At 69.2% G+C, this 16,454-nt stretch carries 12 protein-coding genes and 1 pseudogene; 5 read left to right on the plus strand and 8 right to left on the minus strand.

Annotated elements, in window-relative coordinates; translation table 11 throughout:
• Nucleotides 1–214: 214 nt before the first annotated feature.
• Entirely contained in the window at nucleotides 215–1,543 is a 1,329-nt protein-coding gene (locus EST92_RS10630) for an MFS transporter (protein ID WP_129280697.1), read from the minus strand.
• A gap of 236 nt (nucleotides 1,544–1,779) precedes the next feature.
• Between EST92_RS10630 and EST92_RS10635 the strand changes: the two genes are divergently transcribed.
• Nucleotides 1,780–2,541, plus strand: coding sequence for a phosphoglyceromutase (locus EST92_RS10635; RefSeq protein ID WP_129280698.1), 762 nt, complete (start codon nucleotides 1,780–1,782; stop codon nucleotides 2,539–2,541).
• A gap of 78 nt (nucleotides 2,542–2,619) precedes the next feature.
• Here EST92_RS10635 and EST92_RS10640 read toward each other — a convergent pair.
• The 5 genes and pseudogenes from EST92_RS10640 to EST92_RS10660 all read right to left on the minus strand — a co-directional run bounded on the left by EST92_RS10640 (nucleotide 2,620) and on the right by EST92_RS10660 (nucleotide 8,489).
• A pseudogene (locus EST92_RS10640) lies at nucleotides 2,620–3,855 on the minus strand (site-specific integrase).
• Nucleotides 3,856–4,598: 743 nt separating this feature from the next.
• The gene (locus tag EST92_RS10645; protein WP_129280699.1) at nucleotides 4,599–4,838 is read right to left on the minus strand and encodes a helix-turn-helix domain-containing protein; all 240 of its coding nucleotides are present in this window, start codon (nucleotides 4,836–4,838) and stop codon (nucleotides 4,599–4,601) included.
• Nucleotides 4,839–5,089: 251 nt separating this feature from the next.
• Nucleotides 5,090–6,775 carry an ATP-binding protein gene (locus EST92_RS10650; RefSeq protein WP_254068760.1) on the minus strand — a complete coding sequence of 562 codons (1,686 nt, stop codon included), beginning with the start codon at nucleotides 6,773–6,775 and terminating at the stop codon, nucleotides 5,090–5,092.
• 38 nt (nucleotides 6,776–6,813) lie between these two features.
• Nucleotides 6,814–7,347 (minus strand): HNH endonuclease, encoded by a 534-nt coding sequence (locus tag EST92_RS10655; protein WP_129280701.1) that lies wholly within the window; start codon nucleotides 7,345–7,347, stop codon nucleotides 6,814–6,816.
• A complete protein-coding gene (locus EST92_RS10660) occupies nucleotides 7,344–8,489 on the minus strand; it encodes a sigma factor-like helix-turn-helix DNA-binding protein (RefSeq protein ID WP_129280702.1) in 1,146 nt (381 codons plus the stop codon). Before EST92_RS10660 ends, EST92_RS10655 begins: the two co-directional genes overlap by 4 nt.
• A 233-nt stretch (nucleotides 8,490–8,722) precedes the next feature.
• On the opposite strand from EST92_RS10660, the gene EST92_RS10665 reads away from it, so the two are divergent.
• Together EST92_RS10665 and EST92_RS10670 are read left to right on the plus strand one after the other, a co-directional pair.
• Nucleotides 8,723–9,481 carry a GntR family transcriptional regulator gene (locus tag EST92_RS10665; RefSeq protein ID WP_129280703.1) on the plus strand — a complete coding sequence of 253 codons (759 nt, stop codon included), beginning with the start codon at nucleotides 8,723–8,725 and terminating at the stop codon, nucleotides 9,479–9,481.
• Nucleotides 9,478–10,023 carry an ATP-binding protein gene (locus EST92_RS10670; protein WP_275540871.1) on the plus strand — a complete coding sequence of 182 codons (546 nt, stop codon included), beginning with the start codon at nucleotides 9,478–9,480 and terminating at the stop codon, nucleotides 10,021–10,023. The genes EST92_RS10665 and EST92_RS10670 overlap by 4 nt, the downstream gene beginning before the upstream one ends.
• Nucleotides 10,024–11,210: 1,187 nt before the next feature.
• On the opposite strand, the gene EST92_RS31115 is transcribed toward EST92_RS10670, so the two are convergent.
• Both EST92_RS31115 and phoU read right to left on the minus strand, forming a co-directional pair.
• A complete protein-coding gene (locus EST92_RS31115) occupies nucleotides 11,211–11,987 on the minus strand; it encodes a hypothetical protein (RefSeq protein ID WP_154073968.1) in 777 nt (258 codons plus the stop codon).
• 1,237 nt (nucleotides 11,988–13,224) lie between these two features.
• On the minus strand, nucleotides 13,225–13,902 hold the full coding sequence (phoU, locus tag EST92_RS10680) for a phosphate signaling complex protein PhoU (protein ID WP_129246551.1): 678 nt from the start codon (nucleotides 13,900–13,902) through the stop codon (nucleotides 13,225–13,227).
• Between the two features lie 528 nt (nucleotides 13,903–14,430).
• Between phoU and EST92_RS10685 the strand changes: the two genes are divergently transcribed.
• Both EST92_RS10685 and EST92_RS10690 read left to right on the plus strand, forming a co-directional pair.
• A complete protein-coding gene (locus EST92_RS10685) occupies nucleotides 14,431–15,753 on the plus strand; it encodes an ATP-binding protein (RefSeq protein ID WP_129246549.1) in 1,323 nt (440 codons plus the stop codon).
• Complete coding sequence (locus tag EST92_RS10690) at nucleotides 15,750–16,430, plus strand: response regulator transcription factor (protein WP_006603892.1); 681 nt, start codon at nucleotides 15,750–15,752, stop codon at nucleotides 16,428–16,430. The genes EST92_RS10685 and EST92_RS10690 overlap by 4 nt, the downstream gene beginning before the upstream one ends.
• Nucleotides 16,431–16,454 lie beyond the last annotated feature (24 nt).

The following is a 16,454-nucleotide window of genomic DNA, read 5'->3' on the forward strand; positions in this document are numbered from 1 at the left end:
AGTGAGCCGTGCAGGACGCCGCCGGGGCCTCGAATGGGCCCCGGCGGCGTCGTCATGAGCGGACGCGACGGCCGCGTCGTCATGAGCGGACGCGACGGCCGCGTCGTCATGAGCGGACGCGACGGCCGCGTCGTCATGAGCGGACGCGACGGCCGCGTCGTCATGAGCGGACGCGACGGCCGCGTCGTCATGAGCGGACGCGACGGCCGCGTCGTCATGAGCGGACGCGACGGCCGGCCCCGCCGTCGGCGGCTACGGGATGTCGCGCCGCACTGACGCCCCGGGCGGTGTGCGGGTCCGGCCCCGGCAGTCTCCGTAGCAGCAGCCCGTAGCCCACCGCGGCCACCGTGCCGACGGCCGCGCACCCGGCCCACAGGGCGTCGGCTCCGTAGTGGTCGATGACCGTGCCGCCGAGCAGAGGGGCCGTCAGGGAGGCGATGGACCAGGACAGTGCGTACATCCCCTGGTAGCGGCCACGGCCGTGCACCGGCGAGAGGCGGATCACCAGGCCCATCTGGGTGGGGGAGTTGATGATCTCGCCGAGGGTCCAGACGGCGACGGCGACCGCGTACATGGCGACCGAGCCCGCCAGCGCCGTGAGCCCGAAGCCGTAACCGGCCAGCAGGGCCGAGCCGACCAGGAGCATCGCCGGGCTGCGGTGCTCGATGAACCGCGTCACGGGGATCTGCAGCAGGACGATCAGGATGCCGTTGACCGCGATGACCATGCCGAAGTCCGCGCTGGAGAAGCCGTCCTGACCCATCGACACCGGCATCGAGACATACGCCTGCTGGAAGAGCAGGGCGAGCAGCAGATTGAGGCCGACGACGGTCATGAAGCGGCCGTCGCGCAGAACGGTGCGCAGCGAGACGGCCCCGGGCGCCGGACCGCCGGCGGCGCCGGCCGGGGCGTCCGTGCCGGGGCGGGTCTCCGGCAGTTTCCGGAAGACGACCAGGGCGCAGGCCAGGACGAGCGTGGACTCGCCGAGGAAGAGGGCCAGATAACCGTGCTGGGCGATGAGTCCGGCGGCGGTGGAGGAGATCGCGAAGCCGAGGTTGATCGCCCAGTAGTTGAGGGAGAAGGCGCGGACGCGGTCCTCGGGAGCGACGATGTCCGCCATCATCGCCTGCACGGCGGGGCGGGAGGCGTTGGACGCCATCCCGACCACGCACGCCACCCCCGCGATGGCCACCGGGTCCGTCAGGAAGCCGAGCAGCGCCACCGAGGCCGCCGTCGACAGCTGCGCGATCAGCATCGTCGGCCGGCGGCCGAGCCGGTCGGTGAGCACGCCGGCGCCCACGGACGACAGCACCCCGCCGAGTCCGTAGAGCGCGCCGACCAGGCCCGCGTACGAGGCGGAGTAGCCGCGCTCGACCGTCAGATAGAGGGCGAGGAAGGTGGCGACGAAGGCGCCCAGCCGGTTGATCAGGGTGCTGGTCCACAGCCACCAGAACTGTCGGGGGAGCCCGGAGACGCTCTCCACGGCGGCGCGTCGCAGACGGGCCGGCAGGGTCGGCCCAGGCGGCGGTATGGATGTGGGCATGACAGTTCCCCCGAGGAATGGTGCGGCGTGGTGCGGTGTGGTCGTGGGTCGTGAGAGAGGCGGGTGGCGCCTGCGCGGCGACCGGCTGGACGTAAGTGGCGCAAGCGACCAGGGCAACCTACTTTCGGGGCGGTCCGCCTCGCCACTCAATTGACCGGAAGTGTCAACCGTCATCCGGGAGCCCAGGTTCTGGACCGCCGCGGGGCCCTCCCCGGGGTTCGATTACGCTCGACGCCATGGCCGACGCACCGTACAAGCTGATCCTCCTCCGCCACGGCGAGAGCGAATGGAACGCGAAGAACCTGTTCACCGGCTGGGTGGACGTCAATCTCAACGAAAAGGGCGAGAAGGAGGCAGTCCGCGGCGGAGAGCTGCTCAAGGACGCCGGCCTGCTCCCCGATGTCGTGCACACCTCCCTCCAGAAGCGCGCCATCCGCACCGCGCAGCTGGCCCTGGAGTCCGCCGACCGCCACTGGATCCCGGTCCGCCGCAGCTGGCGGCTGAACGAGCGCCACTACGGTGCGCTGCAGGGGAAGGACAAGGCGCAGACGCTGGCCGAGTTCGGCGAGGAGCAGTTCATGCTCTGGCGCCGCTCGTACGACACCCCGCCGCCCGCGCTGGAGGACGGCACCGAGTTCTCCCAGAGCGACGACCCGCGCTACGCCGACATCCCCAGCGAGCTGCGCCCGCGCACCGAGTGCCTCAAGGACGTCGTCACGCGCATGCTGCCGTACTGGTACGACGGCATCGTCCCGGACCTCCTCACCGGCCGCACGGTCCTGGTCGCCGCGCACGGCAACAGCCTGCGTGCCCTGGTCAAGCACCTCGACGGCATCTCCGACGAGGACATCGCCGGCCTGAACATCCCCACCGGCATCCCGCTCGCCTACGAGCTGGACGCCGACTTCCGCCCGGTCAACCCCGGCGGCACCTACCTCGACCCGGAGGCCGCCAAGGCCGCCATCGAGGCAGTGAAGAACCAGGGGAAGAAGAAGTAGCTTTTGTGATCATGCCTCCCACCTGCGCGTTCGGCGCGGATGGGAGGCATTTTCATGCGTTGGAACCTCTCTGAAACCTCAGTCCGTGGGGTCCTGCGGCCGGAGGGCTCGCCCGAGGGCTTTCCGGGCCCGGTCTCGACTGCTCGGCATGAGGTGCGCGTACACCTTGAGGGTCAGGCCGGGGTCCGAGTGTCCGAGGTACTCGGCAAGAGCCTTGATGCTCTCCCCGGCGTCCAGGAGCACGGACGCGTAGAAGTGCCGGAGCGCGTGCATGCCGTGCTCCCGGGCGGCGGCGTGCTCGCGGCTCTTGGCCTTGGGGATGACACCGGCCTTGGCGAGCGCGGGCTTCCAGTGGTCTTCGTTCAGCGACGTACGCCAGACGTGCCCGCCGTTAGGGCCCGTGAAGATGAGCCGCCGCGTCACCGGCTGGCCGTTCGCTCGCATCCAGGGGAGCTTGATCTCCACAGGCGGGAACCGCTTGATGTGCTCCTGTAGCGCCTCTGCCACGGGATCGGGCAGCGGCACGTCACGGAGCTTGCCGCCCTTCGGGGGAGCGAACACGGCCTTGCTCAGGCTCAGCTTGAGTTGCTGCACCACGTGCACGGTGCCGTTGTCGAAGTCGATGTCATCGATGGACAGGCCGAGGATCTCGCCTTGCCGCAGGCCGCACCCTGCACCGACGTCGACCATGGGCCGGAAACGCTCGACCATGGCGGCGCGCATGGCGAAGACGCGCTCAGGCTCCCAGGGGACGACCCGGCGCGCACCGATGGCCGGCGGGGTCACCGTGCGCGAGTTGCAGGGGTTCCGGCGTAGGCATCCGTCCTCTACGGCGGCCGAGAGCACGGCGCGGACGTTGGAGAAGATGACGCGCGCGTACGCGCCGGACATGCCGGACGCTTCGAGCTGCGTCACGAACTCACGGATGTGGCTCGGCTAGAACGATCCGAGCTGGCGCGACCCGATGCGGGGGAAGGCGTGCAGCTTGAGCTGAGACTCCATCGAGGCACGAGTGTTGGGGTCGCCGCTCTGGCTCGCGAGCCACTTCTCCGCGAACTCTTGGAACGTCGTACGGGACGCGTTCGGGTCGATGAAGTCGCCGCGGGCCACGTCGGCTTGCATGGCGCTCAGCCACTGCTCGGCGATGCGCTTCTGTCCGTCGGGGAAGGACTTGTTCTTTCGCTTGCCGTCGGGCGTGAGGTAGCGGGCTTGGTAGCGCATCCCTGTGCCGTAACGGTCGGTCCTGACGCGGACGGTCTTGCCGTCGGCGTCGGTGGTGGTCTTGATCCAGCGGTCGAAGATGTGGCCAGCCATGCGGGCTGACTCCCTTCTCGGTAGCAGCGGCACGGCGGGCCTGGCGGGGCTCGTCCGGCCGGTTTCGGGGTGTGCTGGGCCAGGCCCGCTACTTGCTACGGGCCTGATCACTGGGGGTTTGGGCTGCTAGCGGGGCTGCTACCGGTAGCGGGTGTGACTGCTACCGGGAGCACCTGTCGGGCGGGTCTCAGGGAGGCGGAGACAGGGGTCTCGGGTGGCTTCCTGAGGGGGTTTTCGGGGGTGTTGGAGGCGTGCCTTCCTGCCTCCCTGAGAGGCCGTATGTGCTGGTCAGGCAGAGGGAGGCGGGCAAGGGAGGCGGTCAGGGAGTTCTCCCTGCCCCCCTCGGCCGGCGGGTCGTGCCTCCCTGCCGCGCGGCGTGCGTCGGGGCACGGCGGGGAGGTAGAGACAGGGGCTTGGGAGAGCTTCCAGAGGGGGTTTTCGGGAGGCTTCCGGCGGCGCCTCCCCGCCTCCCCGAATTGTTGTTTGTGCTGATCAGCGTGGGGGGTGCGGGCCGGGGAGGCGGTTGGGGAGTTCTCCCCGCCTCCCCGGCCCGCGGGTGCTGCCTCCCCGCTCCGGCGGCCGGGTCTCTAGCGAGCGGGGCGAGTCGTCCGGCAGGTGCGTCCGGGCCGGAAGGCGTTTCCCGGAGCCGGGTCGCTAGACGCTAGATCGCAGGCCAGAGGCGGGATCAGCCGCTAGCGGGGGCGCTAGACCTAGCAACCGTGCCCGCTAGGTCTAGCAACCCTTCACGCCGCGTCGGGGAGGGTGCTCTGCTCGGCCACCCAGGCCCGGACGGCGGCCGGGTCGTAGCGCAGGTGTTTGCCGACGCGGAAGCCGGGCGGTCCGATGCGCTTGCGGCGCCACTGGTAGACGGTCTCGACGCTCGGGAGGCTGAACATGGTGACCAGGTCTTCGGGGGTGAGGTAGCGGTCCGGGAGGCCGCCGCGCAGGGCGGCGCGCGGGTCGGTGGTCTCGGTGGTGGCCATGGCGCTGATGACTCCTCGTGTCCGTGGGAGCGGTGCGTGGGAGTGGTGCCGGTCGCAGTCCTAGAGAGTTGGTGTATTTCAGCGTCCGCAGCGTCCCAGCGTCCGCACGGCCTTGTTGTCGCAGGCCAGTGGAGGTGAGGGTTGCGGACGCTAGTGCGGACGCTGCGGACGCTGGACGGCTGTAGCGTCCACAGCTTCGACGTGTCCGGGCCGCTGGTGTGCGGCCCGGCCCGGCGGGTCTTCCGGCTACGTCAGGGCTGTTCAGGCGGGGTTCTGCCCTCCCCAGTGGGCGCCGCCTCCGGCCAGAGAGAGGCTTGGTCGGGCGCGGACGCTGGCTTCTGTTCGTCGGGTGCGCGGGAGAGGATCAGGAGCTTGTGTCGGTGCCGGTCGCGGCTACGTTGCGTGTCGTCCACGGTGATTCCGATGGACCGCAGCAGCGGCGCAAGGCGCTTGACCCGGCCGCCGGCGCGGGTGGCGTCCTTGGGCCAGTTCGGCGGCCGGACCAGCGGTGCGGGCAGCACTTCGAGCAACTGGGCGGCCGTGCCCTGCCACGTCCCGGCCTTGTCGACCAGAGCCGCGATGGCCATGGCGAACGGGTCGCCTTCCATCGCATCGGTGGCGACGTTGGCGGAGGTGGCGAGATAGTCGTCCAGGGTGTTCCAGCCCTGGGTCTGGTCGACTGCCGCGAGCACGCGTGCGAAGTCGGCCATGCGCGGCATGGAGTCCAGCTGCACCGACGGCAGCACCGCGAGCGCGCAGGCGAGCACGTCGAACAGGGCCCCGAGTACGGCAGGCCGCACGGCCGCGAAGGTGGCGTCCAGTTCCTCTTCGGAGCGGCGCCGGGTGGAGTCGATGAGCTGCAAGTCCAGCAGCAGCACGCGTTCGGCCAGGTCTCCGGCGAGAGCTCCCGCGTCGATCGTGGTCATGGCCAGCACCCGCTTGAAGGTGAGCACGACCACGTCGTCATCGGTGTAAAGGGCGCGGTCGACCACACCGTCACCAGTCACGGCCTTGCACAGAGTGTCCGACAGCCACGGCGGGATGGTGGAGATGTTGTCCAGGCACAACGCCCACGAGCTGAACGCCTGCCGCGACCACGCCTTTTCGTCCCGCGGCTGACTGCGCTTGGCGGCTGGCGACGGGTCGATGAGGTTGATGAACATCTGCGCGGCCTTGGACTTGCCCGTGCCCTGCTCGCCCTTGCACACCAGCGCCGGGTGCGGGATGTCCGGGATCCAGGCCGCGACCAGCCAGGCCACGAGCTGATGGAACGCAGACTCGTCCATGTTCAGCAGCGCGTGCAGCTTGGCCAGGCCGTCACCGTCCAGCACCGGTTCGGGCATCGGGGCCATGGCACCGGAGCGGCGGAAGAGCACCGGGGCGCGGTCGACCACCTGCCAGCCCAGACCGGTCACCACGACCGCGCGGCCGTCGGCGCTGCCCAGGTCGACCACGATCGCGCCGTCCGGGGCCCGGCCCACCCGCAGGTTCACCGGTACCGGGTCGCTGTCCTCGGCCATGCCTTCCAGGACCGTCATGGCGTCCGCGAGCGCGGACTGTGAGGCGACCTCTCCGGGGTAGGCGTCCGCGAACTGCCGTGCCAGACGCTGGCGCACACCGGCCTTGCCCCTGAGCGGGAGGGCGATGTTCGGGCCGTTCACGGCGACCGCGTAGGGGCGGCCGTCGGTGGACATCACGAACCGGTACTGCTCGCGCGCCATGGTCACGATCCGTGCGGCGGCGGGCGGCTTCTTGTCCTCTCCCGCACCGTGCGGTTGCCGTGCGGGCGTGCGGTCCGCACGGGCGGATGGGTGTGCGGGCGTGGTGTTCACGGTGCGGCCCACCGTGTTCACGACACGGGCCGCCCCGTCCACGGTGCGGTCCACCGTGTTCACGACACGGGCGGCCCCGTCCAAGGTGCCGTTCACCGTGTTCACGGGTCGGGTCGATCCGTTCACGGGACCGTTCGCGGTGTTCACGCGGGAACCTCCTCTCCGGTCGGGCCCGCACACACCCGCACGGGTCGGGGCGCGCGCAGGCAGTCGGGCCGCACGGTCGACCGCACACAGGCGTGCCGGGTCGATTCGTGCAGGGTGGGGGTAGACCGTTCGCCCGTCGGGTCGACCGGTCGGGGCGTGACGCCGGGTGTGACGCGGGGAGTCACGCTGGTCAGAGCCGTGTGGTGGGCGGCGGCGATTCGGGCCAACAGGGGCCAGTCGACCGGGCGGACGATCGGTGCAGTCGGGTCGGCCCACGCCAGCAGGACCAGGGCGAGCGAGAGCGGGAAGCGGTCGGCTTTGGCCTCGTTGCAGGGTCGGCAGGCCAGCACGAGCGAGGAGACCGACCAAGAGCGCCACAGGCTCACAGGGGCGATGTGGTCGGCGCTGGCTTCTCGGAGCTCTCGGAAGGGACGGCGGCAGTAGTAGCACTGCCGGCCGTCGCGGGCGGCGAGCTGCTGCTTGCGGGCTCGCCGCCGGTGCGCGTTCAGGTGCGGAGGACGCTGGCTCACGCCGCCACCGCCAGGTCACCGGCGGCCGTCGCGCGGAACAGCCCGTACGGGCGGCGCAGGACGACCAGACCCTCCGCGCGCAGCGCGTTCATGGCGGCACGCACGGTCTTCGCGGAGCACTGGAAGCGGACAGCAAGGTCGCGTGACGCCGGCACCCGCTCGCCCGGCGGCAGGGCTTCCACCTCGCCGCGCAGCGTCTCCCTCAGCGCGCGGGCAGCAGCGCCCTTCTCACGGAACGCGCCCTGGCCTGTGACCTGTCCGGCCGTCTTGAGCGAGGTGGCGCAGGAGTACATGCCCATGATCAGGTTGCGGTCGACTTCCAGCCGGGCGGCGATCTGCTTGCTGTCCAGGCCCTCGCTCAGGTGCAGGAGCAGGACCTGACGCGGCAGGTCGTCGATGCGCAGCAGCGCCTCACGCCGGGTGTCGTCCAGTGTGGCCAGTGCCTCACGCTGCCAGGCCGGAAGGGACTCCAGCCGGACAGGCTCGCGCGCCATCTCCGGGTGGCGCATCTGAAGCCGCACCAGCGCAGCGTCGACCAGCCGACGGCCGGTCGTCATGCTGCACCCCAGCCGGTCGCCCAGGACCAGGTTCGGGCAGCCGTCCAGCCGCAGCAGCAGCGCCTCGCGCTCCCGCTCGGGCAGGTCGGCCAGCAGCCGCAGCAGCTCCTCGGACGGATCAGCGAGGGGGCACTGCTGGCACTGCTCCTCCACCATCGGGGCCAGGACGTAGCAGATGACCGGGTCGCTGAAGTCAATGGGCCGCTCGTGCGAGGACGACCGCTTGAAGTGCTTGCCGAGCTGCGTCTTTACCCGCGCGTAGAGGATGAACCGCGTGTCGCTCTCGCTCAGAGGCTGCTCGCGCAGCAGGTCCTTTGCGCCCGTTCGCGAGATCTCGACCCATGCGTTCTGGGCGATGTCCTCCGCCAGCGTCTCCGCCGAGGCGAAGCTGAAGCCGTAGTTGATCAGCTTGCGCCGCGCGTAGCCGACCAGGTGGGCACCGTGCCGCTCGTACAGAACGCCCAGGCGCTCCGACTGCTCGGCCGTCAGCGGAATGTCCTCACCCTGACGTAACCGCCGGCCACCGGGACCATTGCCCTGTCGCGTCCCCTGCTCGGCCCTACGTTCCGCGATGGTTCCAGGCATGATGGAAGTACCCCTTCAAGGGTCAGGGAGCGGCTATCTGCTTGGCGGTAGGAGCCGCTCCTTGCTGTTTCCTGGCCTTGACCAGGACGTTTCGCCGTTCAGCGCACGCCAGACAAGCGGTCTCCGATCGACCGATCCGCCCGGCGGGCACATCCCTAAGGTTCCCTAGGGCACCCTAGGGTGCCAAGCGGTACGCTAGGGAAGTCATCGACTGAGACAAGGGAGCTGACGTGATGTCGGATCAGGCCGACAATCGGGCGCCGTATGCGCAGATTGCCGCCCACTACACGGAGCTGATCACGTCCGGTGCGCTGGAGCCGGGCACGCTTCTGCCGAGCATCAAGAACCTCGCCCAGGAGTGGAAGGTCAGCACCGCGACCGCCGAAAAGGCGTTGCGGAAGCTTCGTACCGATGGGCTTGTCAGGGGCATTCACGGGATCGGGACAGAGGTGCTCGACCGCCCCTCTCCGATGTCTTCGGGATCCCAGCGGCAGGACCGAGGCCGCCGCAACGGGTCAAGCTGGGGATCCGGCGAACGGTCCGACTCCCACCAGGCCGCCGTGGTGCCGGCACCCGCAGATGTGGCGCGCGCACTGGACATCACGCCCGGTTCGGATGTGATCAGGCGACGTCGCGTGTATCGCGACCGGCATGGCATCGTCGCGCACTCCACATCGTGGATTCCCGCCCGCTACGGGAAGTTGGTCCCAGAATTGGCGACGAGCGAGCGCTTGACTGGCGGAACGTCGCTACAGCTCATCGCGCAGGCCACCGGCCGACCGATCACTCACAGGATCGACACCGCGTCAGCGCGCCTACTGACGTCCGAGGATGCGGAACTCCTGGAGCTGGACCCCGCGAAGCCGCCGGCGGAACCCGTAGTCGTGATGACCGCGAAGTTCGTCGACAGCGAGAGCAATGTTGTGGAGTACGGCGTTGACCTTGGGGGCCCTGGCCGTACATGGCGCACCGAATCGGAAGTTACCCAGTGACGGCCGCCAACAACGGCTCCCGGCCGCTCTGCGTGCTGATGGCAGGACTCCCCGGCTCCGGCAAAACGACGCTTTCCCGCGTACTCACCGCCCGCGGCTTCGTACGGCTTTGCCCTGACGAAGAGATGTTTCGTCGACATGGCGTGTACGGGGTCGACTTCCCGCGAGGCGTCTTCCCGACTCTCGAAAAGCCGGTACTGGAAGAGATCTCCAAGGAGCTCCGCGACCAACTCCGGGCCGGGCATGACGTGGTGGTCGACCACGGCTTCTGGACACCGGACGACCGTGCTCGTTGGCGTTCGATCGCGACCGACGCCGGCGCAAGCACGGTGCTGGTCTACCTGGAAACGAGCCACGAAGAACTCTGGGCCCGCGTGAGCAAGCGGAATGCCCAGCATGAGGCCGATCCGAACTCGATCTACTTCGCCGAAAGCGACCTGCTCCGCTACCGGACCCGGTTTGTACCCCCCGGGCCAGAAGAGCCCCACCTTGTCTATGCCGGTGACCCCGAGTCGGTGCTCAAGGTGTTGGAAGAGAGATAGAAGGTGCGGCCTGCGGCCGCGCGACCCTTGGCAGCTCGCTCCGCTCGCGCGCGGCGGCCAACAGCGGTCCAAGCGCCGTCGCGCACCGCGTCGCGAGACCGCGTTGAAGAGACCACCCCCAGCCGCCGGGGGTGGTCTCTTCGGCATTCCGGAGTCGTCAGCGTCCGCAGCGTCCGCAAACCGCCCCCGCTAAGTGCCGTCTTGACCTGCTAAAACACGCTCTTAGTAACGGAGCGTGCCCGGACGCTGCGGACGCTAGCGGACGCTAAACATTTTGTTTAGCGTCCGCAGGAAAAGTACAGGTCAGAAGGGGTGAGCGATGCCCGGCGGACGCTGCGGACGCTATTTTTCTCAACTCTCTAGGAGAGAGGATAGGGACGGCTTTTCAGGGGGGCGGGATCGCGGTGTAAACGGCCGCCCACCCCCTCCTGAAGAGCCGTGGTAGCAGTCCAGGCCGGGGGGGCGATGGGTTACGCCGCGCGGCGTCTGCCCGCCTGGACTGCCACCAGACGGCCTTTACCGGCGGGGCAGCCAGAGCCTTGCCCCGGAGGGTAAGCGCCGTCCTCACGCGCGCACAGAGAGCGCCTCAGCCGCGAACGGCGCTGACTGTGGACGCCCTGCACAAGCAAGAAGAGCACCACGGTCCAGGCGTGCTCCTCTTGCTCTTCGGCGGCAACGCCGCCGCCCGATGGTCGCGCCGCGAAGCGGCTCCTTCTTGCCCTTCCCGATGCGACTGCCACCGAGCCACTTGTCGCTTGTCGCCCCCTCATGCGTACATCGGCCCCAGAGACTCGTATGGGGGGCTACAAGCGCTCTGACCTGCGAGCCGACAAGCGACAAGACAAGACAAGCGACACCAGACGACAAGCGACGCGACAAGCGGCAAGGCGTCGACGGCCTGTACCCAGCCGGAGTTGGGAGCTCCCGACGAGCCTGGCGCCGGCCGACGTGCGAGCGCGCCGAGCGCCAGTCATTGGGTTAGTTCCGATGCGGCGACGGAAGGATGCGGACATGCCCAAGCCGAAGGGTTTCACTGCGTGGCTGAAGACCCATGCCGATCAGCACAACGCCATCGGGGATCTCGCTCGGGACGTCTCCGCTGATCCAGACTGGCCCTCATGCAAGGGAAGGCAGGGCCAACTTGACTACCTTGAAGAATGCGGCGCCATCGAGGCGGTCGCCGCCCCCTATTTAGGCAGATTTTCGGCGGGGTCCGGAATATTTGGGCCGAAATTGCCCCCGGACTCGCCCGAGGGGCCGGCCGGTCCGGGGCCCTCACCTCCAGGGCCGTCTTCGCCGATGACAACGGTTGTGGGGCCGTCGTCAGTAGGGCCGTCATTGTCGTCTTTGGTGGGGCCGTCGTCGTTAGGGCCGTCATTGTCGTCTTTGGTGGGGCCGTCGCCCTCGGTACCCGCGATGGTGTCGTCGTTGGTTCCCCAAAAAGCGCTGGGGTCACGCTCCTCGGGGCCAAGATCGATGTCTTCCGGTACAACCTCCCCATTGGGTTTGACGGTATTCCGTCGCCCGCGGCCGGAGGCGTCGATGGTCTCTGTGATGACCGTCGACTCGCCCGTCGGAGAGATCCGAGATGTCGTAACAGTCAGATTGCCATCGCGGTCGCCCACCCAGCTCTGGCGTTCTTCGACCTCTCGGCCGCCGTCTTCAAGGTACGTCCTTTCCGCGTGTCCCGAAACTGTACGATTGTCAAGGTCGATCTCCTTCTCCACCTTCTCGCGAAACAAGATTTTCCCCGAACTGCCACCCGGAGAAAACTCTATGATGGTTGTTTCACGACTTTCCGGAATTCGCTCACCGTGGAGGGGGCCCTGACTTTCATGGGTCGTCACCGTCTTGACGATTTGACGGCCGCCGACGTAGTCGTCGGTTGTGGTGGTCGTGATACTTCCGTCTTCATTCCACCGGTTGTCTTCCCGGCTCCTTACGGGCGCTGTTTTGTCGGACATGACACACCTCTTGCAATTGGCCAGTCTTCACCTCAATCTTCTCACCGCGGGGCGAGTGGTGCATCTTGGCGTGGTCCGCGCCCCGGGCATTTTCGTCTTGGAATCCCGTTTGTGAAGCCATTGACGAACCAGTCCGCCCGCAAACCGGAATGTAGATCATGCCGTCCGGGCCGGGAAAAAGAGAAGTCTATGCGGCATGGAGGTGGAAATTCCCGAAATTGAAGGAGTGATGTGGATCACCGAAGAAGAAGACTTTCAAGGCATCTAATCTGTACAAAGTGCAGCAGACAGCGTCGAAGCCAGAAGTCGGGAATTAGGCCCGATCTTTTTCCGAGTGGCCGGCGGAACGACTTTGGCCGGGAGCTACTTTGGCGCGGGTGATCACGGCCCCGTAAGCTTTCGGCGCGCAGGGCAGTCTGTGGACTTGCCCGGAAAGCACGACGTTGGGGCCATGACCTTCGAGGCTCGAACGCGCCTGGACTCAGTACGAGGCATACCAGGCAGCCCAGAGCGATGCCTGAGCGGTCGACGGACGGCACCCGCCGGGTCGGAGCCGGAACCTGTCTGGAACCTCCGAGGTCAACAAGCAACGACAGACGACGACCACCAACAACCACCCAGCCGCAGGCCAGTTGAGGTGCCCACCCTGCTGACCAGCCCCAAAAAACGGGCGGTCGAAACCCAGGGGAAGAAGAAGTAGCACCCGCCGTCGAGCCCCCTGCCTGCGGATTTCTCCGTCGGTGGGGGGCTCGTTGCGGTGCGGGGGCGGGCGGCCGCCCGGGGTGCGGCTCGACCCGGCCTACCGCGGCCCGCGGGCCGCGGTAGGCCGGGGACGACGGGACCGAGACGTCGGCCACGGCAGCGGCCCCGACCGGAAGATCAACCGGTCGGGGCCGCCGTCGAGCTGTGCCGTCGGGGTCGCGCTGTGCCGTCGGGGTCGCTAGCAGCCGCCGCCGCACTGGCACGGCCCGCCCGACTGGCAGCCGCAGCTGCAGCCGGGACCGCAGCCGCAGGCGCCGAGCAGCGGGAGCCGTGGGCGCTCGACGGCCGTCGGGTCGTCGGCGTGGGGCGCAGGGTTGGGGGAGTCCGCCATGGGTGCCATGCATTGCCTCCTAGGGGTCACCTGGTGCCCATTGCATGCCCGGGCGAGCAGGCGCGTCAACGGCGCGCGGAGGCATGAGTCAACCGCGCGCGGTGGCACCGGAAATGGACTCCCGCCCTTCGCCCGCCGCCGCGGTCAGGCGCCCTCCACCGCCGTCGACGAGGCGATCTCGTCGGCGTGCTCGCCGGTGACGAGGTAGACGACCCGCTTGGCGACGGAGACCGCGTGGTCCGCGAAGCGCTCGTAGTAGCGGCCCAGCAGGGTCACGTCCACGGCCGTCTCGATGCCGTGCTGCCAGCGGTCGTCCATCAGGTGCTGGAAGAGGGTGCGGTGCAGCATGTCCATCGCGTCGTCGTCCTGCTCCAGCTGGAGCGCGAGGTCGACGTCCTTGGTGATGATGACCTCGGCGGCCTTGGCCATCAGGCGCTGCGCCAGCTGCCCCATCTCCAGGATGGTGGCGTGCAGATCTTGCGGTACGGCCGTCTCCGGGAAGCGCAGCCGGGACAGCTTGGCCACGTGCTGGGCCAGGTCGCCGGAGCGCTCCAGGTCCGCGCTCATCCGCAGCGAGGTGACGACGATCCGCAGGTCGGTGGCGACCGGCTGCTGCCGCGCCAGCAGGGCGATCGCCCGGGCCTCCAGGTCGCGCTGGAGGTCGTCGACCTTCTCGTCGGCGGCGATGACGGCCTCGGCCAGCTTGAGGTCCGCGTCGAGAATCGCCGTGGTGGCGCGCCCGATCGCGGAGCCGACGAGCCGGGCCATCTCGACCAGGCCCTCGCCGATCGAATCAAGCTCCTCGTGGTACGCGTCCCGCATCTGTGACCTTCTCTCGCATCGAGTGGTGGTGTGGGAGGTGGCACGGGGTACAGGTGACCTCTGCCCACGCTCTCACGGTCGGTGCCCGCACGAGCCGGATCCCAAGAGGGCGATGGCCCACAGAGCAACCACTCCGCGGTGCCGGTGTACCGGCGGGGCCGACCCCGCGGTCACTCCGGGTGTCCGGTCGCGCGACGGTGCGGAATTGCTCCGGCACCCGCACCGTCACCCTGCGCGCGCCGCGCGACCTGCGGTGCCACCGGGGGTGAACCGGCACCGACACGAAGGTGAATTCTGGGCGACGCATCGCCTGCCGCGGGGCCGGCCGCGCGGTTCACCTGGCCACCCTCCGGCCGGGCGCGGATCGCGCGGCGTATCCCCAAGGGACACCCGGCCGGCAGCCGCCCGCCCGCGTCCGACCTCCGGAGTGAACCAGCGCGGACGCCACGGTGAACTCTGGGCGACGGGTGCTGGGGCAGCGCCTCGCAACCCTGGGGAAGTGTCCGACCCGGCGCATAACCTGGAGTCATGAACGTGGATGCGGCCGTCGCCGCAGTGGCTGCGATCGCCGGGCTCTGCACCGGCGTCTTCGCCATGCTGGCGTTCCGCTGGAGCGAACGCGACCAGGCCAAACCCACCCGTACCTCCCTGCACACGGACGCCGTGCTGCCGCCCGGGGTCGACACCGTACTGTCGGTGCTCCGCTCCTCGGCCGTGGTGCTCGACGAGGCCGACGCCGTCGTCAAGGCCAGCTCCGCCGCGTACGCCCTCGGGCTGGTCCGCGGCGGCAAGCTCGCCGTCGAGCCGATGATGCAGATGGCCCGGGACACCCGGCGGGACGGCGAGATACGCCAGGTCGAGCTGGATCTGCCTCGCCGCGGCACCGGCCGCGGCGAGGCGCTCGCGGTCTCCGCCAGAGTCGCCCCGCTCGGCTCCCGGCTCGTCCTGCTGCTGGTCGAGGACCTCACGGAGGCCCGCCGCATAGAGGCGGTCCGCCGCGACTTCGTGGCCAACGTCAGCCATGAGCTCAAGACGCCCGTCGGCGCGCTCTCGCTGCTCTCCGAGGCCGTGATGGACGCCAGCGACGACCCCGAGGCCGTCGAGCGCTTCGCCGGCCGGATGCAGAACGAGGCCACCCGCCTGACCAACCTCGTCCAGGAGCTCATCGACCTCTCCCGGGTACAGAACGACGACCCGCTGGAGGACGCCGAGCCGGTCCGGGTCGACGAGCTGGTCGCCGAGGCGATCGACCGCTGCCGCCAGCAGGCCGGCGCGAAGCAGATCACCATGGCCACGTCCATCGGCGGGCCCGACGGGTCCGCTGCCCGGATCGGCGGCGGGCGGCGCGAGGGCGGCACCGCCGACCTGAGCATCTGGGGAAACCGCGGCCAGCTCGCGGCGGCCCTGGGCAACCTCGTCGAGAACGCCGTCAACTACTCCCCGTCGCGCACCCGCGTCGGGATCGCCGGGCGGCGGGTCTCCGCCCCCGGCGGCGACCTGATCGAGATCGCGGTGACCGACCAGGGCATCGGGATATCCGAAAAGGACCGGGACCGCATCTTCGAGCGGTTCTACCGCGTGGACCCGGCGCGCTCGCGCGCCACCGGCGGGACCGGCCTCGGTCTCGCCATCGTCAAGCATGTGGCCGCCTCGCACGGCGGGGAGGTCACGGTGTGGAGCGCTGAGGGACAAGGCTCCACCTTCACCCTGCGTCTCCCGGAAGCCGGGGCCGTACGCGACCGCGAACGGCCCGCCGACCTCTCCGCGGAGGGCCTCGACGACGAGGACCGCCCGTACGAGACCTTCAACGATCCGCTCCCTGCACACCCAGCCCCGGAGGTCCTTCCGTGACCCGAGTGCTCGTCGTCGAGGACGAGGAATCGTTCAGCGACGCACTGTCTTACATGCTTCGCAAGGAGGGCTTCGAGGTCGCCATCGCGGCTACGGGCCCTGACGGACTGGACGAATTCGAGCGCAACGGCGCCGACCTCGTCCTGCTCGACCTGATGCTGCCGGGCCTGCCCGGCACCGAGGTCTGCCGCCAGCTGCGCGGCCGCTCCAACGTCCCGGTCATCATGGTGACCGCCAAGGACAGCGAGATCGACAAGGTCGTCGGCCTGGAGATAGGAGCCGACGACTACGTCACCAAGCCCTTCTCCTCCCGCGAGCTCGTCGCCCGCATCCGCGCCGTGCTGCGCCGCCGCGGCGAGCCGGAGGAGGTCACCCCGCAGGCCCTGGAGGCCGGCCCGGTCCGGATGGACGTGGACCGCCATGTCGTCACGGTCTCCGGCGGCAAGGTCGATCTGCCCCTCAAGGAGTTCGACCTCCTGGAGATGTTGCTGCGCAACGCCGGCCGGGTGCTGACCCGGATGCAGCTCATCGACCGGGTCTGGGGCGCCGACTACGTGGGCGACACCAAGACCCTGGACGTGCACGTCAAGCGGCTGCGCGCCAAGATCGAGCCCGACCCGGGCGCGCCGCGCTACCTCGTCACGGTCCGCGGCCTGGGGTACAAGTTCGAGCCGTAAAAACGCAGCCTGAGCAGCTCAGCC

This window comes from Streptomyces sp. TM32 (assembly GCF_004122755.1).
GTDB lineage: Bacteria > Actinomycetota > Actinomycetes > Streptomycetales > Streptomycetaceae > Streptomyces > Streptomyces sioyaensis.

What these genes read in the sequence shown, in the direction of transcription:
- EST92_RS10660 (WP_129280702.1), bottom strand. Translation starts at nt 8,489, where the DNA reads ATGCCTGGAACCATCGCGGAACGTAGGGCCGAGCAGGGGACGCGACAG.
- EST92_RS10630 (WP_129280697.1), bottom strand. Translation starts at nt 1,543, where the DNA reads ATGCCCACATCCATACCGCCGCCTGGGCCGACCCTGCCGGCCCGTCTG.
- phoU (WP_129246551.1), bottom strand. Translation starts at nt 13,902, where the DNA reads ATGCGGGACGCGTACCACGAGGAGCTTGATTCGATCGGCGAGGGCCTG.
- EST92_RS31115 (WP_154073968.1), bottom strand. Translation starts at nt 11,987, where the DNA reads ATGTCCGACAAAACAGCGCCCGTAAGGAGCCGGGAAGACAACCGGTGG.
- EST92_RS10665 (WP_129280703.1), top strand. Translation starts at nt 8,723, where the DNA reads ATGTCGGATCAGGCCGACAATCGGGCGCCGTATGCGCAGATTGCCGCC.
- EST92_RS10645 (WP_129280699.1), bottom strand. Translation starts at nt 4,838, where the DNA reads ATGGCCACCACCGAGACCACCGACCCGCGCGCCGCCCTGCGCGGCGGC.
- EST92_RS10685 (WP_129246549.1), top strand. Translation starts at nt 14,431, where the DNA reads ATGAACGTGGATGCGGCCGTCGCCGCAGTGGCTGCGATCGCCGGGCTC.
- EST92_RS10635 (WP_129280698.1), top strand. Translation starts at nt 1,780, where the DNA reads ATGGCCGACGCACCGTACAAGCTGATCCTCCTCCGCCACGGCGAGAGC.